Here is a 23,132-nt window from a genome sequence, read left to right as displayed (position 1 = left end):
TTTTTCCTCCTAAAAAATCGTAATAAAAATTTTCGCAACCACAAAACTTATCAGGCCACATCCCGGGAATGTAAAGATCCAGGTCAGCATCATGTCCTTCACAACACCGAAATTGATTGCAGAGAGCCGTTTCACGGCGCCCACACCCATAATCGCGCTCGTCTTCGTATGTGTCGTTGATACCGGGATACCGAACACACTGGAAAGCAGCAGACATACCGCGCCCGCAAGATCTGCGGAAAATCCCTGGAATTTTTCCAGTTTTACCATATCCATCCCTACAGATTTAATAATCTTCTCTCCGCCAACACTTGTCCCGACGCCCATGACGACGCTGCACAGCAGCATAAGCCATACGGGAATGAGCATACCTTCCACGCTGCTCTGACCGTTGCAGAATGCAACTCCTAAAAAAAGAACGCCGATAAACTTCTGGCCATCCTGCGCGCCGTGCATAAAACTCATAAACGCCGCTCCGAAAATCTGGGCCGTGGTGAAGAATCCGTTAGTTTTCCGGCGATCCATAGCCGCACAGAATATCGTAATAATCTTACATATCACCCATCCCATGAAGAATCCCAGCGCCAGACTGAGCACAAGACCGTAAAGGACTTTTACCCATTCATCAAAATTAACTCCCCCGACTCCGTTGTGGATCGCTATGGCAGCACCTGTAAGACCCGCGATCAGGCTATGGCTTTCGCTTGTCGGTATCCCGAACACAGATGCAGCCACACTGTAGACAACAATAGAAAACAGCGCAGCACACAAAGCGATAAGCGCTTCATCTGTTTGTCCGCCGAAATCTACCATGTTACTGATCGTCGATGCGACCGCACTGTTGATGTGCGTCATAACGAGCACGCCAAGGAAATTAAACACGGCACTCATCATGATTGCCGTTCTGACTTTCAGGCACCTTGTGGCAATACATGTCGCAATGGCATTTGGCGCATCCGTCCAGCCGTTCACAAAGATAACCCCCAGTGTGAGCACTACTGTCACCATCAGTACAGGATTAGCAAATACCTGCTGACAGAATCCTGCAAAAGAAACATCCATATTTTTTCCCTCTTTGCTGTAAATTACTATATTAAGTTGTACCGGAATACTTTTACGTATTCCGGATTCTGCATAAAAATACCGGCAGGATTTTGCCGGATACTTTACACAAAATTAACCTAAATATAACATCCGACCGCCGGCGTGTCAACGACCGGATTATTTCTTAGCAAAACTCTAGCGTCCGTCCGCAACACCTCAGTCGCGCCATTCGCAAAGCCGCACTAACGTGCTTACCGCGGCTTCCGCCGCTTCTTTGCGCGCCACGTCCGCAACAACTCTGCCGCGCCATTCGCAAAGCCGCACTAACGTGCTTACCGCGGCTTCCGCCGCTTCTTTGCTCATATTCGGGCGCTCCCTCCATATAAAAAGCCCCGGAAAAACTCATGCAAGCATGGTTTTGTCCGGAGCTCTTTATATGGGCTGAGTTGTTGCTATATATTCCACTTTTTATCCTGGGCTACTCGCAGGCGGGTCATTGCCCGGGCGAGGGACGCCTGGGTATGGTAATACTCCTGTATGCTCTGTTTCTGCCGCATCTGTTCCTGAGCACGCTCCTGCTGTTCCTGGGCGCGGCGCACATCGATATCTTCAGGTCTTTCTGCGGTATCCACGAGCAGTGTGACACGGTTGTTTACGATCTCTGCGAACCCGGTTCCGACCGCCAGATCTCTCCACTCATCTTCGCCTGCAAGCTGTACTTTTGCAGTACCTACCGCAATAGCTATTACCATATTTTCATGATTTGGCAGGATTCCCTTCTCTCCGTCCGGAGCAGGAATGATGAGTTTTCTGCAGCGGCCCTCATAAAAGACCTTGTCACTCGCTATGATTTTCAGACCAAATGTATCCATTATGCATACACTCCTGTTCTATTGTGCACTTTTACTCTTCGGCAGTTTCTGCTTTCGCTTTCTCGATCACATCGTCGATCGTTCCTACATTGAAGAATGCGGACTCCGGATATTCATCCATCTCACCGTCGATGATCATCTTAAACCCGCGGATTGTCTCCTTCAGCGGCACATATTTTCCCGGGATTCCTGTAAATGTCTCAGCTACGAAGAACGGCTGTGACAGGAATCTCTGGATCTTTCTTGCACGCATGACAGTCGCTTTATCCTCGTCGGAAAGCTCTTCCATACCAAGGATTGCAATGATATCCTGCAGCTCTGTATATTTCTGAAGGATCGCAATGACTTTATTTGCCACCTCATAGTGCTCTTCCCCTACGATATCCGCCTCAAGAATACGTGAGCTGGACTCCAGCGGATCTACCGCCGGGTAAATACCCTGCTCCACGATCTTTCTGGACAGCACGGTCGTCGCATCCAGATGGGCGAATGTAGTCGCCGGCGCCGGGTCGGTCAGGTCGTCGGCAGGCACATAGACAGCCTGTACGGACGTTACTGATCCGTTCTTTGTTGAAGCGATACGTTCCTGCAGCTCGCCCATCTCTGTCGCCAGTGTGGGCTGATATCCTACGGCTGACGGCATACGGCCGAGCAGCGCAGACACCTCTGAGCCGGCCTGTGTGAAACGGAAAATATTATCAATGAACAGCAGTACGTTTCTGTGCTCTTCGTCACGGAAATACTCTGCCATCGTAAGCCCTGTCTCCGCCACACGCATACGCGCTCCAGGCGGCTCGTTCATCTGCCCGAACACCAGGGCAGTCTTCTCAAGCACTCCTGATTCTTTCATTTCAGACCAGAGGTCATTACCCTCACGGGAACGCTCTCCGACTCCGGTAAAGATGGAATATCCGCCGTGCTCTGTGGCAATGTTACGGATCAGCTCCTGGATGAGCACTGTCTTTCCGACTCCGGCTCCTCCGAAGAGACCGATCTTACCGCCCTTCGCGTACGGCGCCAGAAGGTCGATAACCTTAATTCCCGTCTCAAGGATCTCCACGACCGGACTCTGGTCCTCAAATGACGGCGGATCTCTGTGGATTACCCATTCAGGTGAATCTTTAATAGCTTCTCCGTCATCGATCGTCTCGCCGAGCACATTAAAGAGTCTGCCGAGCGTTTTCTCTCCTACAGGCACTTTGATGCCGGCTCCTGTGGCTGTAACTTCCATGTCTTTGTGAAGCCCTTCGCTCGCTGCCAGCATAAGACAGCGCACCTCATTATTCCCGAGGTGCTGGGCTACTTCCATGATGCACTTTCTGCCGTTGTTATCGACTTCAAGAGCATCTTTGATAAAGGGAAGTTCGCCGTCTTCAAATACTACGTCAACGACAGGTCCCATGACCTGTGTGATTCTTCCTTTATTCATAATCATTCTCACTTTCTTTCCAAAAGTATCCTGCTACTTCTGCTGTGCCCTGGCGCCTGCACATACCTCTGTGATCTCCTGCGTGATCGCCGCCTGACGCGCTCTGTTGTACGCGATCGACAGATCATGGATCAGATCCTTGGCACTGTCTGTCGCCGATTTCATCGCCATCATACGGGCATTGTGCTCACTCGCATACGACTGGACAAGACAACCGTATATCATACCGGTCACATAGTTGGGCACGATACTATCCATCACCGCCTCAGCGGAAGGATACAGCTCGATAGACTCACGATGCACATTGAGAGGCATCTTCATCTCGTTGAACGAGCTCCTCTCCAGCGGAAGAAGTCTCATCACTTCTGCCTCGGACTGGACGGAGTTCTCCATCCTTGTATACACAATATATATCTCGTCCAGCTCGCCGTTTTCAAACTGTTCGAGCAGCACGCCCGAGATGTCTCTCGCCCGGTGCATGGTCGGTTTCTGTACTGTATATCTGAAATGTGTATCAATTTCCTGCCCGCGTTTTGCAAAATAATGCCTTCCCAGCTCTCCCACAACAAACAGCTTATGGATTCCCGGTTTTGCCAGGATCTCCTCTTCCAGCTTCTCGATATTATGATTGTATGCCCCGGCAAGTCCCTTGTCCGCCGTGACTACGATCGAAGCGATCTTCCGCTCATCCTGCGGCACTTTCTCTCTCTTATCGAAATACTTGTGCTCCAGTTCGGGAAGATGGCGCAGGATTCTTGAAATTTCACCCTGAAGTGCGTAAAAGTACGGTTCTGTATCCTGAAGCTTTTTCTTCGCCTGCGTCAGCTTAGAAGAAGAGATCATGTACATCGCATTCGTGATCTTCATCGTATCTTTGACACTGTTGATACGGCTCTGTATCTCTCTGATATTTGCCATGTTATCACCTGCTCTCTTTAAACGCCTTTGCAGTCTTCACAATCTTCTCGATCAGCTCGTCGGACAGAACTTTCTTCTCTTCAATCTCCTCTCCGATCTCCGGATGCGCAGTTTCGAAATAGGTAAGCATATCCGCCTGGAACTGCTTGATCTCCTTCTTGTTGATTCCCAGAAGGACTTTATGTGTCGCAGCGCAGAGAGTAATGACCTTTTCATGCAGGGACAGCGGGTGGTACAGCGGCTGCTTTAACAGTTCCATCAGTCCGCTGCCGTACTCTAACTGTTCTTTTGTTGCAGCGTCCAGATCAGAGCTGAACTGTGTGAACACCTCCATCTCTCTGTACTGTGCCAGATCGATACGGATACTTCCCGACGCTTTCTTCATTGCTTTTGTCTGTGCAGCGCCACCTACACGGGATACAGAAAGACCTACATTGACCGCCGGTCTCATACCCGATGCGAACAGTCCGCTCTCCAGGAATATCTGTCCGTCAGTGATAGAGATCACATTGGTCGGAATATAGGCGGACACGTCTCCCGCCTGCGTCTCAATGATCGGCAGTGCTGTAATAGAACCGCCGCCTTTCTCCTCGCTCAGACGGCTGGAGCGCTCCAGCAGCCTTGAATGAAGATAGAACACATCTCCCGGATACGCCTCACGTCCCGGAGAACGTCCGAGGAGAAGGGACAGGGCGCGGTATGCCACTGCATGTTTTGACAGGTCGTCATACACGATCAGTACATCTTTCCCCTGATACATAAAATACTCTGCCATCGCTGTTCCCGCATACGGCGAGATATACTGGAGCGGCGCACAGTCGCTCGCTGTGGAGGATACTACGATCGTATAATCCATAGCGCCGTGCGTTTTCAGAGTATTAACGACTTTTGCCACCGTAGATGCCTTCTGGCCTATGGCTACATAGACGCAGATCACATCCTTGCCTTTCTGGTTCAGGATCGCATCCATGGCAATGGATGTCTTTCCCGTCTGACGGTCTCCGATGATCAGCTCACGCTGACCGCGGCCGATCGGAAACATTGCGTCAATGGAGAGGATGCCTGTCTCCATCGGAACACTGACTGACTTTCTGTCAATGATCCCCGGCGCTTCCTGCTCGATCGGACGATAGTCGGACGCCTCGATCTCCCCTCTGCCGTCGATTGCTTCTCCGAGCGCATTGACGACTCTTCCTATATACGCCTCACCGACAGGTACGCCGGCTTTCTTTCCTGTACGGGATACTTTCGTACCTTCACGGATCCCCGTATCACTGCCGAAAAGGATACATCCTATCTCATCCTTGCGAATATCCTGGACCATACCCTTAAGCCCGGTCTCGAATGTGATGATCTCTCCGTACATTGCGTGGTCGATTCCGTAGATTGTAGCAATTCCGTCACCTACTGATACGACAGTACCGACCTCGCTGTCTTTGCTCATTATATCAAAATTCTCTATCTCTTCTCGGAGAATAGAGATAATCTCATCTGAGTTGATTGAACTCACCTTGTTCACCTCCAGGTTAATTTGTCAGTGTGCCAGAGTCTGCGCAAGTCTGTCCAGACGTCCTTTCATACTCCAGTCATACTCATCGCTGCCCGCGCGGAGAATAAATCCGCCCAGCAGGTCTGCGTCATAGCGTACTTCGATGTGTACTTTTTCGGCACCGTATTTCCTGCTCAGGAAATTTTCCATTCCCCGCTTCTGCTCGTCTCCCGGTGCCACAGTGCAGGTCAGAACGGCATGCAGAACTTTATCCTGCTCGTCCCGGCACTTTTCGTATGCAGCAAAAATCTCGTCCATAAGATCCATCCTCTGATACCTGCACGCTGTCTTAAGAAAATTGCGCATATCTTCCGGAAACACCCTGTCGATCACCGTCTGCTTCTTTTTCAGAGCGACTGTAGGATTCGTAAACAAATCCGAAAGCTGCGGAACAGCCTCAAGTATCTCCTTTGTCTTTTTCACACTCTCTTCAGGAACCCCCAGTTCAAACAGAACCTTTCCGTATGAGACTGCCGGAGAAGAACAGCGTATCTCTTTATTTGTCTGCATTGCCATCGTTCTCACCTGCTTCTTTCAAAAACTGATCGTACAGGTCCTGACTCTCTTTCTCATCTGCATTTCCGCTGATGATCTTTGCCGCTGATGCAGCAGCAAGCCCTGCGATCTGGGACTTCAGTTCTTTCATCGTCTGCTCACGCTCTACGCGCACGCTCTCTTTCGCGGATTCAAGCATCGTGTCAGCTTTTTCTCCCGCTTCGATGATAATGCGGTCGTACTCTGCTTTTGCACTCTTTCTGGCATCCTCGATCAGCTGTACAGATTCCTGTTTCGCTCCGCTAAGCGCTGTCTCATACTCCTGCTTCAGTCTGTTGGCATCGTCCTGTGCGGTCTGTGCATTTCTGAATCCTTCCTCGATCATCAGTTTTCTCTGCTCCATAATGTTCATCACAGGCCCAATGAGAAAATGTTTCAGCAAAAGATAAAGAACAACAAGGTTGATGATGGTCCAGACAAGGTTCAAGTCTATTGAAATCACCTTTGCAATCCACCTTTCATGTTATCTTCTCTAAATTCGTAACAGTTCAGTCTGCGATATTACTGAAGAAGGATGATGATCAGAAGTCCGATAATGAATCCGTAGATAGCCGTTGCCTCTGCAAGTGCACATCCAAGAATCAGGTTCTTACTGATTTTTCCTTCTGCCTCCGGCTGTCTTGCAATTGCCTCTGTAGCTTTTCCCGTTGCAATTCCGATACCTACACCTGCTCCGATACCTGTTAATACAGCGATAGCTGCTCCGATAGCAATAATTGTCTCCATAATAATGATCTCCTTTTTCTACTCTTTTATGATTTATAAAATATCTCTGCCGGCCCCTTCCATCCGGGCACAGCTTATTTCCCGTCAGCCGCGGGATTATTCCATCTCCTCAGTCATAAACAGCGCTGTCAGAAATACAAATACATAAGCCTGAAGCAGACCGTCGAAGATGTCAAAATAAAAACTTACCGGGATTGGTATGAGCAGCGGTACAAAAAATTTCAAAAGTTCCAATACCACAAATCCCGCCAGCATGTTTCCGAAGAGTCGCATACAGAGCGACAGCGGCCGGATCACAATCTCCAGTATCATGATCGGTGCTACGACCGGAACCGGCTGGGCGAAATGTTTTACCCAATGCTTTACCCCGTTTTTCCGGATTCCCGAAAATTCAATCAGGCACATACTCATAATCGCCAATGCGGCGGTCACGTTCAAATCTTTTGTCGGCGGTTTGAAGCCGAGCAAAGGTGCAACTGTATTGGCTGCCGCAAGATAGAGAAGTACTGTGATCAGATAAGGCACATACCTCCGGTTCTCTTTCCCGATAATCCCCTCAAAGAAATCCTGCGCCCATCCGATGCCTGCTTCCAGCGCAAGCTGCACCTTGCCAGGATTCTCAACCTTAAGATTTCTCACAAGGATGACAGACAACAGAACAAGCACTGCCATAAGGATCCAGGTGACGACCACGGACTCCGAGATACCGCCTATAACCGGAAGAGTAAACACAGTTTCACAGTTCAGCTCTTCCATCAGTGTTTCTGTCAGATTTCCCGTATTGCTCCCTCCTTTTTCTGTTTGATTATCTATGTAAACTTGACGCGCTGAAACTGTATGTGCTGCGGATTTGGGCATAAAAAAAAGAGTTGCTCACCTTTGAACCCCTTATATCCTCTTTTCACTTTTCAGTTCCACGCCGTCCGCCTCCGTCAAAGCACGTTCTGCCCTTCTTCCGGAGACGTCCGCTTCCCGTCTGTCTCTTCTTATTAAATAGGCATTCCGGAAAGCTGAGTAAATATTACGCCCCGGATCGAAATTTGTCAATATTTTCACACAGTAAAACTCAAGACGCCCGGACGGACATTTTTTATTTCATTTTGTCCTTTTTCTCAACTTGCACAGAATGATCTTTTATTGATTTTTTATGTGTTTTACATAAATCTCCTTCCCTTTTCCTCCGCCGCATATCATTTTGTATAAAACCACCGAAAAATTATTAATTATTTGTATGTTTCGTACAATATAACGTTTATTTTCATCCTGCTATAATTCAAAAAACAGCAATCCGGTATAAACATTCCCCTGTTTGCGCTATAATATAGAAGAGGTGCATAAATGAACAAGAGAAATTTTTCAACGTTATCATATTTTTCCCATATATCAGACATTTTCTTCTTTCTCTGCGGTATCATCATGCTGTCCAGCGAGATATGGAAGCAGTTTGCCCTGACATTCACCCTTGGAGGCGGGAGCTACAACTGGTGGTATTTTCCTTTCCAGCTCTGCAGCATTCCCATGTATATTCTCCTCGCATATCCGTGGCTGCGGCACAAAAACGCCCGCCTTACTATTCTCGCATTCCTCATGTGCTACTGTCTGCTGGGAGGGATTGCCGTGTTTGCTGACACAAGCGGACTGCATTATCCTCTCCCCGCACTCACTATACACTCCTACCTGTGGCATATCCTTCTCATCATAATCGGTTTTACAGCAGGCTTCACATATATCTGCACGCTCAGGTCAGACAAAGAAAAGACGCTGTTTTCGCGCACACTTCTCTCTGCGTTTCCACTGCGTCCATTTCTATACAGTACTCTTTTGTACCTGTCCTGCTGCCTGATCGCAGAACTGCTTAATCTGTCTCTGGATAAATTCGGCACGATTAATATGTTCTATATTAATCCTGATTACAGGATGCAGCAGGTTATTTTCCGCAATCTGCTTCCTTTTCTCGGAAACACCGGTGTCATCCTGCTCTATATCGCATCAACTGTTCTCGGAGCCTTCCTTTTCTTCCTCCTTTGGAAACTGGTCTGGCGTCTCTCGCTCCGTTCCCGGTCCGGCCGCGGCAGGCGCTTCTGATGCTGTATTCCGAGCCGCATTCTGACGCACAATCTCCTTTACATCTTCTCCGTTCTCCCCGATTTCTCTGGCGATTTTCAGAAAATCTTTGTCTTTCGCTTTCCGCCTCGGAATGAAACAGCCTGCAAACACACCTTTTCCTCTGTTTTTGACATAGAAGAATCCAATCACAGAAAAGATAAAAGCCCCGATAAAATTGACGATCAGATCCTGCATCGTATCGATCAGTCCGATATCCAGATATCCGCCAAGTTCAAGCTCCTTCCCATTCACCGCTGTCTCCGTAATATTATTGATCACATAAGGTACATTTCGCCCGGCCGGATCAAGCGTCACCGATCTGATCGTATGGATTATCGTGTCTTTCTGCATGTCATATCCGATCACCTGATCCATCATGAACTCAAAAAATTCCCATACTACGCCGATCGTCATGGAGAAGCAGAAAGCAACAATCGCCATAAACAGCGGCGACAGGTTGAACATAATTTTCTCACTCCGGTTGAGCAGATCGACCATAGAGAAACCAATAGCTGCTGCCAGAAAGCCATTCAGCGTATGGAGCACTGAATCCCAGAAAGGAAATACCAGATAGAACTCACTGATTTCTCCCAGTATCTCGGCTGCAAAAATAAAAATCAGTATAATAATCTCCAATGTCGTCGGCAGCTCTACTTTGAACGTAATCTGCACGAGACTGGGCATGATCAGCAGGACCAGCGTCAGCGCACAAAGGAACACATTTTCATAATTGCGGTTCAGAAGCTGCAGGATCATCATAACGATCACGAGTATGCGCAGTGTAAAGTACACGATAAACGAACTCCTGTGCTCTCGCAGCTCCATGTATAATGCCCTGCTCAGATTTCTCAGGCGTCCGCCGCTTCGTTTTTCTTCCGTCTTTCTTCCTGTATCATTCTGTCTGTTATCATCTATATTCATATTGTGCCGTTCCATATAAGCTTCCTTTTCATACTGCCAAAATGTATCGTGTATAGTATACCCAAAGGGGAAAAAATGGTCAATTCTTAATATTTTCTGTACTTTTGTTTAGAATTTGTGTAACCCACTTGCATATATGATCCCAACCTAGTATATTGAAGCCGCAAACATGCTATAACTATCCACAACAGTAATATTTATTTGTACAAAAGAGGGGAATATGACGAAAAAAAACACAAAAAAAATCACACGTAAAAGAAGACGCAGACGGGTACTGTTACTAAAAATCTCAGCAATCATACTGCTCATCCCGGTTCTCATTGCATCCGGAATCTTTGCGTATCTGTATACGCATCCGGTCAAGCTGAAAGATACAGTCATAAAACACGAACTAATGGAGCCGTTCGATCCGTGGGACAATGTCAAACATCTATACTTTGCCGACAAATCAGATGTAGACATCAAATCCGGGGCGAACATCGAACAGCTCGGAGAATATCCTGTCACATACACCTGCCGCGGGCATGAGTACAAGGCAACTGTCAAAGTGGAGGACACTACTCCGCCGGAACTGACATTAAAGCCCTGTACGACAGATCTTGTAGAAAAGATTACTCCTGATAAATTTGTAAAAGAAACAAAGGATCTGACAGAGGTATCCGTCCGCTTCAAGGAGCAGGGCGCCTGGGACAAGGAAGGAACTTACGATGTAGAAATCGCCGCCACGGACACTTCCGGCAATGAAACAGTCGGAACTACAACACTTACACGCAAAAAGGATACTACTCCGCCTGTTGTCCAGGGCGCTGACAATGTGGAAGTCATGCAGGGAAAGACTATAGATTTTGAGGATGGGGTCACCGTAACCGACGACATGGATCCCAAGCCGCATTTCTCTGTCAACTCAGACCAGGTCGATTTTGCCACACCGGGCACTTATGAAGTAACATACACGACAAAGGACCGTTCAGGAAATGAAGCAACAACCGTGAGAACAGTCACAGTCAAAAAGGACCGTGACTATAACCGCAAAGTCGTTTATCTCACATTTGACGACGGTCCGTCTGCACATACAGATAAGATTCTGGATATCCTGAATAAATATAATGCAAAAGCTACTTTCTTCGTAACAGGAAATAACCAGAAGCACAACGATGTGCTCAAACGCATCGTTGACCAGGGAAGCGTCGTAGCTCTCCACACTTATACTCATAACTATGCGGAAGTATACGCTTCCGAAGAGGCTTATTTTAAGGATCTGCAGAAAATCTCCGATATGGTAAAGGAAGCCACGGGAGTCGAATCTAAACTGATCCGTTTCCCGGGCGGTTCGAGCAATACAGTCAGCAAACAGTACAGCCCGGGCCTCATGACAAAACTCACAAAGAAAGTACAGGAAAAAGGCTACCAGTATTTTGACTGGAACTGCGATTCCACCGATGCCAGCGGAAATAATATTCCGGTAAAGACGCTTATCAAAAACGCGACCTCCTGCAGCGCACAGCACATAAATATCCTGATGCATGATACAGACGCAAAAGGTACGACCGTGGAGGCGCTGCCGGATATCATCAAGCATTACCGCAGCCAGGGATATGCATTCGAGGCGCTGACCGTCGATTCATATCCGGCGCACCACTCAGTGAACAACTGAAAAGTTACTATCTGCCAGACATATAAACCATGAAAGAGGGGAACGTATCTGTTTTATTACCGATACATTCTCCTCTTCTCCGTATTACTGCTCTGTCATTTTCATTCTTCCCTCAGTCGTTCTACCAACGTCTGCCTCTGGAATCTCCTCACCATATATTCCGTGATCAGAATCGGCACAAGCACGATAAATACTGCGTACCCAAGGGATTCCGTTTTTCCACCTGGTCTTTCAGAATTTTCTTGCTAAATCAGTGCTTTTCCTGATAAACTACTTTCTATGATTGTGGGAACATACAATGCGAAGCAATCCGCAGCATTATAAGTTCCAAACACCTTTTGCCCCGTTATTATTTATTCAAAAAATACAGGTTACTTGCCATGAGACATCCGTTTGAATATGAAATCATATACAGCAGCCGGAAAACCATCGCGATCCAGGTGACACGCGATGGCCGCGTCCTTGTGCGCTCTCCCCGGCAGTGCTCCCGTTCCTATATTGATAACTTTGTCTCCAACAATGAAAACTGGGTGCTTAAACACCTTGCCAGCGTGAAAGAACTGGAAGAGCAGAAAAAATCCGCCGCTTCCTCCCACCCGCCGCTCTCTTCCAAAGACCGCAGCCGATACATCGAAATTGCAAGGGATATCTTTACCCGAAAGACAGAGTATTACGCGCGTATCATAGGCGTCTCCTACGGGCGCATCTCCATCCGCGAACAGAAGACCCGTTGGGGAAGCTGCAGCAGTAAGGGCAATTTAAATTTCAACTGGCGCCTTATCCTTGCCCCGGAAGAAGTACTTGACTATGTCGTCGTGCACGAGCTCGCCCACCGCAGGGAGATGAACCACTCCAAGGCATTTTACGCCATCGTGGAATCTGTGCTGCCCGATTACCGCAAAGCGCGGAGATGGCTGCGGGATAACGGACAGCTGCTGTGGGAGAAGGTGTGATTTTCCGTTTTTCTCTCTAAAAAAGGAACAGAACTTCTGATAATTCTGTTCCTTTGAGAAAGGCGGAAACCAGTTTTCAATACTTTTTATATATCTCTCCTCTGTTTCCGGCATCTACAATACATATGATATATTCTCCATTATGAATGGTATATATTATTCTGTAGGAACCGACTCGAAGACGATAATATCCTTTATGTCCCTGCAAAGCCTTTGTATCTCCATCCGGAAGTTTTGCAATCGCTCTTAAAATCCGTTCTTTATCCACTTTGTCCAACCGCTTAATGAATTTCTGCGCCGGTTTTTCGATCATAATCTTATATTTCATAATTTTACATTTTCCTGCTCGGCAAATTCTTCCAGCGAGATGCTGTCATTCTTATCTGAGCTGTCATCCCGAAGATATCTCTCTGTCAGATTTTCACAGAAAATATCATCTTCGATTTCATCGTCTATTTGTATTCCCTGTAGTATGAGTAATATTTTATCTATTTTATAATCCGGGAGAGTATCCAGTATCTGCTTTGCTTTATCTCTATTGCTCATAAAATCCTCACATCCTTTTTCCATTGTCGGAGACATTATACCATATTATGAAAACAGGCGCAAAATGTGCTTTCGTCTCTGTGACAGTATTTCCGTTTTTCATGTTATAATTCACAATTATAGCTCTGCTTCTGACTATTATTCTATCGAAAAGATACTCTTTTGTCAAAAATGCTGCCTTCAATATTATATCCGAAATGATTCTTATCTTTTTCACTTCTCTCCGGATGTTATTTGTCCGTTAACGACTCGAATATCTGTGTCCGTATCGGACAGAAAGAGGCTTCCGAACGCTATAGCCGTCTGATTCTCATTCTCAGCAAAGAAAAGAAAGCTGATCTGATCATTAAAATTGCATCTGACCCGGAATACCGGGAAGAATTGTATAAAAAGCACGGCATTTAATTTTTCATTAGAGCCAGAGACGCAGCCCCTTTCGGACTGCGTCTCTTCTTTACATTTGCCTTTCTATCGTTTCACTTACCCATTATATTGCGCCAATCTCCCTGAGCGTCTGGTACACTCTCGACACCGGCAGCCCCACCACATTATAATAATCTCCATCGATCCGGTCGATATACGCTGCAAACCTGCCCTGTATACCGTAACTTCCCGCCTTGTCAAGCGGATCTTTCGTCTCCACATAGGCACGGATTTCCTCTTCTGTCATAGCATTGACATATACTTTTGTTCCGACCGGATAATTGGTAACCGTTTTTGCTCCGTCCGGTCCGAAATTCAGGACTGCCACTCCGGTATACACCCAATGCTCCCGTCCCTGCAGACGTGTGATCATGCGGACTGCATCTTCTTCATCAACCGGTTTCCCCAATATTTCATCGTCCAGTACGACTATAGTATCCGCGCCGATCACGACAGTGTCTTTTATACAGACATCCGGATCCAAGGTATTGCCAGCAGGATCATACGCAATATCCTCTCCAAGCTCAGACGCCACGTTTTCCGCTTTCATAAGCGAAAGTTCTTTTACAATCTCTTCCGGTATACTGCTCTTATATATTTCTTCTTTCTCGCTGACTCTGACCTCGAACTCCACACCGATCTGTGCGAGCAGCTCACTTCTTCTCGGAGATGCAGAACCGAGTATGATACGTTTTTTCATATTATTCTCCTTATCCCGCGGTAATACACAGCAATTTCCAGGCCATCATTCTATTATCTCAGTCGGCCACATACGTATTACCATTCTCTTTCTTTCCGTACTTTTTAAAGATATGTCTCAGCATCACAACTGCACAGATGCTCAGGATCAGTTCCGCCGCAAACTGCGCATAAGCAAGTCCGTAGAGCGGGAACAGACGGTTCAGTATGATCAATGCAGGAATCTCCAGCACAACCTTTCTCATAATAGCGAATACAAGCGCATATCTTCCCAGGCCAAGCGCCTGAAAAACACCGACCGCCAGGAAGTCAACACTGAGGAATACAATACCCAGACAGAACCCTCTCAGGAATGCCGACCCGTACGCTATGATCGTCTCATTCTTCATAAACAGGCTGATGAGCGTATCTGCGCCCACATAGTATCCGATCGTCACCACCGCCAGCACCGGCACGATAAGTTTCAGGGCAAACAAAATCGTATCTTTCATCCTGCGGATCTTCCCCGCGGCAAATGTATAACTTATCAGTGGCATGATGCCCTGGGAGAATCCCAGCGCCACCTGCATAGGCACCATATAGATCTTGTATGTGATCCCCATCGCCGCAACCGCATCAGCCCCATATACGGAAGTAAAGTTGTTGAGTATTGTCATTCCCGTCACATTCAGCAGATTCTGTATAGAAGCCGGGATGCCGACACCGCACACTTCTATGATGATCCTCTTTTTCAGACGGAACTTCCTCGGATCGATACAGACAAATGTATTTCCACGTTTCACATAGAGAAGTACGAAGAAATACAGGCACGCCACACAGTTAGAGAGAAATGTGGCAAGGCCGGCCCCTGCCGCTCCCATGTTCAGTCCCCACGGGAGTATGAAGACCGGGTCTAAGATAATATTGAGGATGCAGCCGCTCATCGTCCCGATGCTGGCATGCATCGCCGCGCCCTCGGAGCGCACCAGATATGCCATGACCACATTGAGGATGGCAGGCGCCGCTCCCAGATATACTGTCCAGAACATATACCCCTGCGTCGCCGCCCGGGTCGTCTCATCCGCCCCGATGAGCGTCAGGAGCGGACTGTTCAGCAGCCCGCACAGCAGCCCGAAGAGCACGCCGCTTATAAGAGAGCAATAGAAACCGAAAGCCGAACTTTCCGACACCGTCTTGTAATCTTTTCTTCCCAGCGCCCGGCTCATCATACTGGATGTGCCTACACCAAAGAGATTATTTACCGCATTAAATGCCAGCAACACCGGAGCGGCCAGAGATACTGCCGCATTCTCCACCGGATCGTTCATCATTCCCACGAAATAGGTATCAGCCATATTGTAGAGCACCATGACAAGGGAACTGAAGATCATCGGTACGGCAAGCTTTGCCACCGCCCCGGGGATCGGCGCATTTTCAAAAAGCTGTATTTTCTCATTTTCCTGCATTATGGTGTCATCTCCTTCCAGGCTTTCTCTATGATCTCAGGATTTCTTACGAGGCGGTATGCTCCGGCAGCCATACACTCTGCCGCATAATCCATCCCTTTCTGTCCGATGCTCATACCGGCCTGGGCTGTCGCCGCCCAGTGATGCAGTGGTGTCCCCTTGCACATGGCAGCCGCACTCAGCATGATCGTGGGAACCGTATGGCTCACATCCGACACATCAGTTCCGATGGAAAGTGGCACCGGTTCATCTTCAAGAGACTCCAGCCCCGAAAAATACTCACCCTTGTTATCAAATCCCGCAGCTTCTGATATCTTCCGGGCAAACTCTATTTCTTCCTCCGTATATGCCGGAGCCGGTATTTTCTTCATTTCTTCATAAAATACTTCCGCAAGCGTCCGGTTGACTTTCATTTCCTTATTACAAGTCACACGCTCGATCTCTACTATCGTTCCGGTCATGAGCGCTGCGCCTCTTGCACAGTTATCCACTCTCTCTGACGCGTCTTCCGTCCGTTCCCACTTATTGGAGCGGATAAAATAGTTCGTAGATGCATACGCCGGCACAATATTTGCCGGTCCGTCTGTATTCGTGTAAGTATAGTGCATCCGCACATCGTCCGTCACATGTTCCCGCAGATAATTCACTCCCACATTCATCAGCTCTGCCGCATCCAGAGCGCTCCTTCCCATCTCGGGATGCTTTGACGCATGCGCCGATATACCGTAAAACTTATAGTTCTTGATATCCTGTGCCTGCCAGATATCATAGCTCACACGATTCCGGTCAAACGGATGCCAGGTGACTGCCACGGACAGATCATCGAAGATTCCCTGTTCGTTCATCCTGATCTTCCCGACCACGATCTCCTCCGCCGGACAGCCGTATACGCGGATCGTCCCCTGCAGGTTCTCCGCCTGCATCCTTTCCTTTAATTCACATGCAGCTCCCGCGCAGGCCGTTCCGAGCAGGTTATGTCCGCATCCGTGACCCGGTTCTCCATTCTGCTCCTGCTCCGGCACGCACTCCTGACCAAGCCCGGGCAGCGCATCGTATTCTGCCAGGAACCCTATAACCGGCTTCCCTGCTATTCCTAATGTACCGACCGCCCTGTCTCCGCCCTGTGTGCTGCGCCACTCCGCAGCAAATGCAGTCTCAAAGCCCGCCAGTCCCCAGCTGACCTTAAAGCCTTCATCCTCGAGGAACGCCGCCAGAGCACGGGAGGACTGATATTCTTTTAATGAAAGCTCCGGATGACGAAAAATATAATCTGCGGTCTCCTTCATCTTTTGAATAATCTCTTGTCTCATAATTACACCCATCCTTAAAGAAATCTGCAGACAAAAAGCTGCAAAGTCATTTATATCGTCCGCTAATATGCAATTTTACTATATTTCCTGATTTAATCAATATCCGCATTTCATTTTAAATGTATCTTTCTCATTTAGCAAAGCGGGGATATCCCGCTGAAGCTCCGCACTGTCTCATATGGAGCGTCTGGTTTCGTGTGGTTTTATGTGGTTTTTGTTTTTATTGGTTGTGGTTTTTTGCCATATTTCAAGATTATTCTGTTGCTATTTGCCTGTGATTATAGTATAATCAGTATTAGAAATGCCCGCTTATGCACATTTAGCATGCGGGTCTGCGAAAATACCAACATATAGGGTATCATGTACACGTATTTCTAAATACATGTGCAGGCCAAACCGCAAGGAGAGAAAACAATATGAAACGTTCAAAACGAATTGAAGCACTGGATGCCCGTCCGGTCAATCTGGACGGCTACATCAATGAGTGGCCGGAAATGGGATTCATAGCAATGAAGAGTCCCTATGATCCGACTCCTTCTGTCAGAGTTGAGGATGGAAAGATCGTGGAGCTGGACGGCAAGAGCCGTGAAGACTTTGACTTCATCGACCAGTTCATTGCAGATTATGCCATCAATATCGACCGGGCAGAAAAATCCATGTCCGTGTCTTCTCTTGAGATTGCACGGATGATCGTGGATATTCACGTATCACGGAAAGAGATCCTGGAACTCATCTCAGGCATTACGCCGGCGAAGATGGCCGAAGTCATGAACCACTTAAATGTTGTGGAACTCATGATGGGCATGCAGAAGATCCGCGCAAGAAGAGTTCCCGGCAATCAGGCGCATATCACAAATCTGAAAGACGACCCGGTACAGATTGCCGCAGATGCCGCCGAAGGTGCACTGAGAGGTTTTTCTGAGGAAGAGACGACAATGGGAGTGGCCCGTTACGCGCCTTTAAGCGCCATGGCTCTTCTGATCGGCTCCCAGGTGGGACGTCCGGGCGTACTTACACAGTGTTCGGCAGAAGAGGCAACCGAGCTGGAACTCGGTATCCGTGGTCTTACCACCTATGCGGAAACACTTTCTGTATATGGTACGGAAAAAGTATTTATCGACGGAGACGATACTCCGTATTCCAAAGCATTTTTGAACTCCGCATATGCATCCCGCGGACTGAAAGTACGCTTCAGCTCAGGTTCAGGCTCCGAGGCCCTTATGGGAAGCAGTGAGAAAAAATCCCTGCTCTACCTGGAGTGCCGCTGCCTGTACGTGACAAAAGGTGCCGGAAGCCAGGGGACACAGAACGGTTCCGTAAGCTGTATCGGTGTGACCGGCTCCGTGCCGGCAGGTATCCGTGAAGTTCTCTCGGAGAACCTTGTGGCAGCGCTCCTTGGTCTGGAATGTGCTTCTTCCAATGACCAGAGCTTCTCCAACTCGGATATGAGACGTACCGCCAGGACAATGCTCGAATTTCTTCCCGGAACAGACTTTATCTTCTCAGGATATGCAGCAGAGCCAAATTACGACAATATGTTCGCAGGGTCAAACTTTGACGCAGAAGACTTCGACGACTACAACGTCCTGCAGAGAGATATGCAGGTAGACGGCGGGCTCAGACCTGTTACCGAAGAACAGGTGATCCATGTACGAAATAAGGCTGCGCGTGCAGTACAGGCTGTATTCCGCACTCTGAACCTCTCGCCGGTATCCGACGAGCAGGTAGAAGCAGTTACTTATGCACACGGAAGCAAAGACACACTGCCCCGCGATATCACTGCCGATCTGGCAGCCGCTGAAGGGGTATTGAAACGCGGCATCACAGGCGTTGATGTAGTAAAAGCTCTGGCAGAAACCGGATTTGAAGATGTCGCATCAAGTGTCCTGAACATGCTGAAGCAGCGCGTTGCGGGCGATTATATGCAGACTGCAGCGATCCTTGACAAAGATTTCCATGTACTTTCCGGGGTCAACACTCCGAACGATTATATGGGACCGGGGACAGGATACCGCGTAGACGGGGACCGCTGGGAAGAGATCAAACAAATCCCGCACATTATCAACCCGTACGATATATAGGAAAGGAGGAGACTAAATCATGCAGATCAGCGAAGAATTGGTAAAACAGATCACTAACGCAGTATTAAGCCAGATGTCACAGTCCGGCGTCTCCTCTTCGACAGGAGATCATATAACAGCACCTTCCTCCGGGAAGTCACTTTCCCTGGCAGGAAGAGAACGTATCAATGACGAAAAGACTTCTTATGCTTCTTATCCCCGCGCAAAGAAAGGGACAGATCCGAAAGAGGTTGTCATCGGGGTAGGTGCCGCATTCCAGAAAGAGATCAAAAAAACTATCTGCGGCATCCCGCTGGACGATGTGCTCCGTAACGTAAAGGCAGGTATAGAGGAAGAGGGAATGATCCCGAGAGTCGTAAAGATCCTCGATACATCAGACGTATGCTTTATGGCGCTGGAAGCAGCCAAGCTGTCCGGTTCCGGTATCGGTATCGGCATCCAGTCCAAAGGGACAACCGTTATTCATCAGAAAGACCTTTTCCCGCTCTCCAATCTGGAGCTGTTCCCGCAGGCGCCGCTTATGACGCTGGAGACTTACCGCCAGATCGGACAGAACGCAGCAAAATACGTAAAAGGCGAGCAGGTCACCCCTGTTCCCTGTACAAACGACCCGATGTCCAGACCCCGCTATCAGGTGAAAGCGGCGATCATGCACATCGCAGAGACAGAACAGCTTGATCCCGAAGTCGGGGCTGTTGAATGGGAGGAAAGATAGATGAGATATCCCTTTGCAGAACACGAAAAAGACAACATTACATCCAAAACAGGAAAAAAATTCACCGACATCACACTGGACGAAGTGACGAAAGGACACATTTCTTCTGATGACATCAAAATTTCCAAAGAGATGTTAAGAGCACAGGGACAGGTAGCTATGGACGCCGGCAACGCTCCTATGGAGAAAAATTTTGAGCGTGCCGCCGAGCTAGTAGATGTGCCGGATGATGTGATCCTGAAAATGTATGACAAACTTCGTCCGAACCGCTCCACCAAACTGGAACTGGTCATGATGGCGCAGGAACTTCTTGAGAAATACAACGCAAAGAACTGTGCGCGTCTTGTTATGGAAGCCGCAGAAGTGTATGAAAAGAGAGGAATATTACGTTGAGTTATATCGCTGGAGTTGATATAGGAAATTCCACAACTGAAGTCTGTGTAGGGGAAGTGACCGACAGAGGAAATGTTACATTTCTTACCAGCGCTTCCTGTCCGACCACAGGTACAAAAGGAACCATCGAGAATGTCTATTCCGTAAAGAACGCGCTCAAACTGGCTATGAGCCGGATCGGGCGCGAAACCTCCGATATCGATCTTGTACGGCTGAACGAAGCCGCTCCGGTCATCGGAGATACTGCTATGGAAACGCTGACCGAAACCGTGATCACGGATTCTTCCATGATCGGTCACAACCCGTCCACTCCCGCAGGAGCCGGACAGGCTGTCGGCGAGATCCTGCTGATCGAAAATATATCCCGGGCCGTTCCTGGCACTGCCTATATCCTGGCCTCATCTTCAGAGCACAGCTACGAAGAAGTTGCCGCTGTCGTCAATCAGCACGAGGAAGTGGACATCGTCGGTATCATCCTGCAGGCGGATGAAGCAGTTCTTGTAGAGAACCGTATCCATAAACAGGTTCCGATCATCGACGAGGTGCGACGGATCGACCGGCTTCCGGACGGCGTCCCTGCAGCTATCGAGGTAGCACTTCCGGGACAGACGATCCGCATGCTCTCAAATCCGTACGGAATTGCCACTCTTCTCGGTCTGACCGCAGAAGAAACCAGGACTATCACGCCGATAGCAAAGAGCCTGATCGGCAAGCGGAGCGCCGTTGTCCTGAAGACGCCGGGCGGAAATATCCACGAAAACGTACTTCCCGCAGGAGAAATATATTTCTACGGCGATAAAAATGTCACAATCAGTCTGGACGAAGGCGCCGATAAGATCATGGCAGCCGCAGAAGACGCCGGCGATATCCGCGACATCAGCGGTCAGCCGGATACAAACGTCGGAAATATGCTCTCCCGCATCCGGACAGGAATGAGCGAGCTTGACAAGAGCGCAGAAGCAGATATCCGCATTACCGATATCCTCGCTGTTGATACTCTTGCTCCTGTCCTGATCTCAGGTGCGCTGGCAGGAGAAACCTGTCTTGAAAAAGCCGTCGGCATCGCGGCCATGGTAAAGACCCAGAAGCTTCCCATGCAGGAGATTGCCGCACACCTTACGACAGATCTGGGAACAGATGTGAAAGTCGCAGGCGTTGAAGCGGTTATGGCAAGTCTGGGGGCGCTGACTACGCCGGGTACAAAACTCCCTCTCGCAATCCTTGATATGGGCGGCGGTTCCACCGACGCTGCGATCATAGACGAAAGCGGACACGTTAACCTGACCCATCAGGCAGGTGCGGGCGAACTGGTATCCATGCTGATCCAGACCGAGCTGGGCTTAAGCGACCGCCACATCGCAGAAGAGATCAAGAAGTATCCGCTTGCGAAAGTGGAAAGCCTCTTCCATATGCGTATGGAGAACGGTCAGATGACTTTCGTAGATGAGTCCATTGATCCGAGATTTTTCGGACGTGTTGTCCTGCTCACGGAAAACGGACTTGTCCGCATTGAAGAAGAGATTCCGATGGAGAAGATCGTTCAGGTACGCCGTGAAGCAAAGCGCAAAGTTTTCGTGACAAACGCTTTCCGCGCGCTCAAGAAAGTGGCTCCTGATCACAATTTGAAAAATATATCTACTGTCGTACTTGTGGGAGGATCGGCAGAGGATTTCGAGATACCGGAAATGCTGATGGAAGCATTTACCGATTACCGCATCGTCTGCGGGCGCGGAAATATCCGCGGCACCGAAGGTCCGCGAAACGCCGTCGCCACCGGGCTGGTGCTCTCCTATATCGGAGAAATGGAGGGCTGAACTTGATTATTAAAAGACCTTCTATATTTATTTACACCCATGAAGCTGATCCTGCTGTTTTAAAAGAAGTCTGCGCCGGGATTGAAGAAGAAGGCGTCTTCTACGATACTACTGAAATGCCGGATGAATGTATGGAAAAGCTGGCGTACAAGGCGGCGCGGGATTCTATGCTTGGTTCCGGGGTCGGCATCTTCGGCACGGCCGTATGCCTGAAAATGAGAGGACTGGAGAAAGGCCGCAATATTGAGAGCTATCTTACGCCAAACCGCGCACAGTGCCGCAATATCGGAGCGAACAGCGCACGGGCGATCAAAAAGCTGCCGTTTAAGGAGGAATACAGGTTATGAATATCTATACCAGAAACGGAGACCGGGGCACTACTTCCCTGATGAACGGCATCAGTGTTTCGAAGTCTGACGACCGGATCGAACTCGTAGGAACGATCGATGAACTGAACAGCTTCATCGGACTGGCAAAGGTGCTTGCGGATTCTTCCCTGAAGGAAAGCCTTGCCCATATACAGAGAAATCTGATGCAGATCATGGCAGGGGTAGCTGATCCGAGGAATATGGATTACCGCTTCTCTGCTGACGAGACAAAAGCCCTGGAAGAAGAGATTGACCGGATCGAGAATTCGTTTCCGCGCATCAAGGATTTTGTTCTGTACGGCGGATGCGAACTTTCCGCAAGATTAGACGTAGCGAGATCCGTAACACGGCGCGCCGAGAGACGTTTCCGCAAAGTGGAACAGAATTATGGTGCGGACGCCAAGGCAGTTCAGTATATCAACCGCCTGTCCGACTATCTTTATATGTGCGCACGGTATGCAGATTACCGGGTAGAAAACGAGAAAGTGGACGGGATACAGGATAAAGTAGTGAGAAATATTTTAAAGGATATGTAGATACCAAAAGAGGGAGCGGCACATCCGGACATATATTTGTCTGAAGTGTTGCTCCCGTTTTTATCATTTATTTTC

Annotated in this window: 26 protein-coding genes; 10 read left to right on the top strand and 16 right to left on the bottom strand. The window is 48.6% G+C overall.

Features of this window, described 5'->3' with window-relative positions:
* Window positions 1-9: 9 nt before the first annotated feature.
* The 10 genes from FNY66_RS03850 to FNY66_RS03810 all read right to left on the bottom strand — a co-directional run bounded on the left by FNY66_RS03850 (window position 10) and on the right by FNY66_RS03810 (window position 7,849).
* On the bottom strand, window positions 10-1,062 hold the full coding sequence (locus tag FNY66_RS03850) for an inorganic phosphate transporter (protein ID WP_087150304.1): 1,053 nt from the start codon (window positions 1,060-1,062) through the stop codon (window positions 10-12).
* 198 nt (window positions 1,063-1,260) lie between these two features.
* Complete coding sequence (locus tag FNY66_RS15435; protein ID WP_190324770.1) at window positions 1,261-1,407, bottom strand: hypothetical protein; 147 nt, start codon at window positions 1,405-1,407, stop codon at window positions 1,261-1,263.
* An 89-nt stretch (window positions 1,408-1,496) separates the two neighbouring features.
* On the bottom strand, window positions 1,497-1,916 hold the full coding sequence (gene atpC, locus FNY66_RS03845) for an ATP synthase F1 subunit epsilon (RefSeq protein ID WP_087150303.1): 420 nt from the start codon (window positions 1,914-1,916) through the stop codon (window positions 1,497-1,499).
* Between the two features lie 31 nt (window positions 1,917-1,947).
* A complete protein-coding gene (gene atpD / locus FNY66_RS03840) occupies window positions 1,948-3,345 on the bottom strand; it encodes a F0F1 ATP synthase subunit beta (RefSeq protein WP_087150409.1) in 1,398 nt (465 codons plus the stop codon).
* A gap of 33 nt (window positions 3,346-3,378) precedes the next feature.
* Window positions 3,379-4,263 (bottom strand): ATP synthase F1 subunit gamma, encoded by an 885-nt coding sequence (atpG, locus tag FNY66_RS03835; RefSeq protein ID WP_087150302.1) that lies wholly within the window; start codon window positions 4,261-4,263, stop codon window positions 3,379-3,381.
* Window positions 4,264-4,267: 4 nt separating this feature from the next.
* Window positions 4,268-5,773 (bottom strand): F0F1 ATP synthase subunit alpha, encoded by a 1,506-nt coding sequence (atpA, locus tag FNY66_RS03830; RefSeq protein ID WP_190324769.1) that lies wholly within the window; start codon window positions 5,771-5,773, stop codon window positions 4,268-4,270.
* 24 nt (window positions 5,774-5,797) lie between these two features.
* A complete protein-coding gene (gene atpH, locus FNY66_RS03825) occupies window positions 5,798-6,328 on the bottom strand; it encodes an ATP synthase F1 subunit delta (protein ID WP_190324768.1) in 531 nt (176 codons plus the stop codon).
* A complete protein-coding gene (atpF, locus tag FNY66_RS03820) occupies window positions 6,309-6,809 on the bottom strand; it encodes a F0F1 ATP synthase subunit B (protein ID WP_087150300.1) in 501 nt (166 codons plus the stop codon). The genes atpH and atpF overlap by 20 nt, the downstream gene beginning before the upstream one ends.
* A gap of 59 nt (window positions 6,810-6,868) precedes the next feature.
* Window positions 6,869-7,093, bottom strand: coding sequence for an ATP synthase F0 subunit C (atpE, locus tag FNY66_RS03815; protein ID WP_087150299.1), 225 nt, complete (start codon window positions 7,091-7,093; stop codon window positions 6,869-6,871).
* Window positions 7,094-7,189: 96 nt separating this feature from the next.
* Window positions 7,190-7,849, bottom strand: coding sequence for a F0F1 ATP synthase subunit A (locus FNY66_RS03810; RefSeq protein ID WP_087150407.1), 660 nt, complete (start codon window positions 7,847-7,849; stop codon window positions 7,190-7,192).
* Between the two features lie 582 nt (window positions 7,850-8,431).
* Between FNY66_RS03810 and FNY66_RS03805 the strand changes: the two genes are divergently transcribed.
* On the top strand, window positions 8,432-9,178 hold the full coding sequence (locus FNY66_RS03805; protein ID WP_150310349.1) for a YwaF family protein: 747 nt from the start codon (window positions 8,432-8,434) through the stop codon (window positions 9,176-9,178).
* Here the strand turns inward: FNY66_RS03805 and FNY66_RS03800 are convergent.
* On the bottom strand, window positions 9,083-10,135 hold the full coding sequence (locus FNY66_RS03800) for a hypothetical protein (protein WP_324613888.1): 1,053 nt from the start codon (window positions 10,133-10,135) through the stop codon (window positions 9,083-9,085). The two genes, FNY66_RS03805 and FNY66_RS03800, sit on opposite strands and share 96 nt — an antisense overlap.
* Window positions 10,136-10,340: 205 nt before the next feature.
* Here FNY66_RS03800 and FNY66_RS03795 point away from each other — a divergent pair, with 205 nt between their 5' ends.
* Window positions 10,341-11,774, top strand: a complete 1,434-nt coding sequence (locus tag FNY66_RS03795; RefSeq protein WP_087150297.1) for a polysaccharide deacetylase family protein — start codon at window positions 10,341-10,343, stop codon at window positions 11,772-11,774.
* A 380-nt stretch (window positions 11,775-12,154) separates the two neighbouring features.
* Window positions 12,155-12,727: a M48 family metallopeptidase gene (locus tag FNY66_RS03790; protein WP_087150296.1), complete on the top strand. Its 573-nt coding sequence runs from the start codon at window positions 12,155-12,157 to the stop codon at window positions 12,725-12,727.
* A gap of 76 nt (window positions 12,728-12,803) precedes the next feature.
* Here the strand turns inward: FNY66_RS03790 and FNY66_RS03785 are convergent, their stop codons facing one another.
* Window positions 12,804-13,055, bottom strand: coding sequence for a type II toxin-antitoxin system RelE family toxin (locus tag FNY66_RS03785; protein ID WP_150310348.1), 252 nt, complete (start codon window positions 13,053-13,055; stop codon window positions 12,804-12,806).
* Complete coding sequence (locus FNY66_RS03780; RefSeq protein ID WP_087150295.1) at window positions 13,052-13,273, bottom strand: hypothetical protein; 222 nt, start codon at window positions 13,271-13,273, stop codon at window positions 13,052-13,054. Before FNY66_RS03780 ends, FNY66_RS03785 begins: the two co-directional genes overlap by 4 nt.
* 234 nt (window positions 13,274-13,507) lie before the next feature.
* On the opposite strand from FNY66_RS03780, the gene FNY66_RS15430 reads away from it, so the two are divergent.
* Window positions 13,508-13,678 (top strand): hypothetical protein, encoded by a 171-nt coding sequence (locus tag FNY66_RS15430; RefSeq protein WP_162607863.1) that lies wholly within the window; start codon window positions 13,508-13,510, stop codon window positions 13,676-13,678.
* Window positions 13,679-13,760: 82 nt separating this feature from the next.
* Here FNY66_RS15430 and FNY66_RS03775 read toward each other — a convergent pair whose 3' ends face one another.
* The 3 genes from FNY66_RS03775 to FNY66_RS03765 are packed head-to-tail and all read right to left on the bottom strand — an operon-like array spanning window position 13,761 to window position 17,150.
* Window positions 13,761-14,396, bottom strand: a complete 636-nt coding sequence (locus FNY66_RS03775; RefSeq protein WP_087150293.1) for a Maf family protein — start codon at window positions 14,394-14,396, stop codon at window positions 13,761-13,763.
* A 58-nt stretch (window positions 14,397-14,454) separates the two neighbouring features.
* Window positions 14,455-15,840 (bottom strand): MATE family efflux transporter, encoded by a 1,386-nt coding sequence (locus FNY66_RS03770; RefSeq protein ID WP_087150292.1) that lies wholly within the window; start codon window positions 15,838-15,840, stop codon window positions 14,455-14,457.
* A complete protein-coding gene (locus tag FNY66_RS03765) occupies window positions 15,840-17,150 on the bottom strand; it encodes an amidohydrolase (RefSeq protein WP_229409442.1) in 1,311 nt (436 codons plus the stop codon). The genes FNY66_RS03770 and FNY66_RS03765 overlap by 1 nt, the downstream gene beginning before the upstream one ends.
* Window positions 17,151-17,566: 416 nt before the next feature.
* Here FNY66_RS03765 and FNY66_RS03760 point away from each other — a divergent pair, with 416 nt between their 5' ends.
* Genes FNY66_RS03760 through FNY66_RS03735 form a run of 6 tightly spaced genes read left to right on the top strand, consistent with a single transcriptional unit; the run spans window position 17,567 to window position 23,057 of the window.
* Window positions 17,567-19,231, top strand: a complete 1,665-nt coding sequence (locus FNY66_RS03760; RefSeq protein ID WP_150310346.1) for a propanediol/glycerol family dehydratase large subunit — start codon at window positions 17,567-17,569, stop codon at window positions 19,229-19,231.
* Between the two features lie 19 nt (window positions 19,232-19,250).
* A complete protein-coding gene (locus FNY66_RS03755) occupies window positions 19,251-19,946 on the top strand; it encodes a propanediol/glycerol family dehydratase medium subunit (protein WP_087150289.1) in 696 nt (231 codons plus the stop codon).
* Entirely contained in the window at window positions 19,947-20,339 is a 393-nt protein-coding gene (locus tag FNY66_RS03750; protein ID WP_087150288.1) for a diol dehydratase small subunit, read from the top strand.
* A complete protein-coding gene (locus FNY66_RS03745; RefSeq protein WP_150310345.1) occupies window positions 20,336-22,153 on the top strand; it encodes a diol dehydratase reactivase subunit alpha in 1,818 nt (605 codons plus the stop codon). Before FNY66_RS03750 ends, FNY66_RS03745 begins: the two co-directional genes overlap by 4 nt.
* A gap of 2 nt (window positions 22,154-22,155) precedes the next feature.
* Window positions 22,156-22,500, top strand: coding sequence for a glycerol dehydratase reactivase beta/small subunit family protein (locus FNY66_RS03740; RefSeq protein ID WP_087150286.1), 345 nt, complete (start codon window positions 22,156-22,158; stop codon window positions 22,498-22,500).
* Window positions 22,497-23,057 carry a cob(I)yrinic acid a,c-diamide adenosyltransferase gene (locus FNY66_RS03735; RefSeq protein WP_150310344.1) on the top strand — a complete coding sequence of 187 codons (561 nt, stop codon included), beginning with the start codon at window positions 22,497-22,499 and terminating at the stop codon, window positions 23,055-23,057. The genes FNY66_RS03740 and FNY66_RS03735 overlap by 4 nt, the downstream gene beginning before the upstream one ends.
* Window positions 23,058-23,132: the final 75 nt, after the last annotated feature.

The organism is Mediterraneibacter catenae, from assembly GCF_008691045.1.
Classification (GTDB): domain Bacteria; phylum Bacillota; class Clostridia; order Lachnospirales; family Lachnospiraceae; genus Mediterraneibacter; species Mediterraneibacter ornithocaccae.
This window is presented reverse-complemented; position numbering and strand designations above follow the sequence as displayed.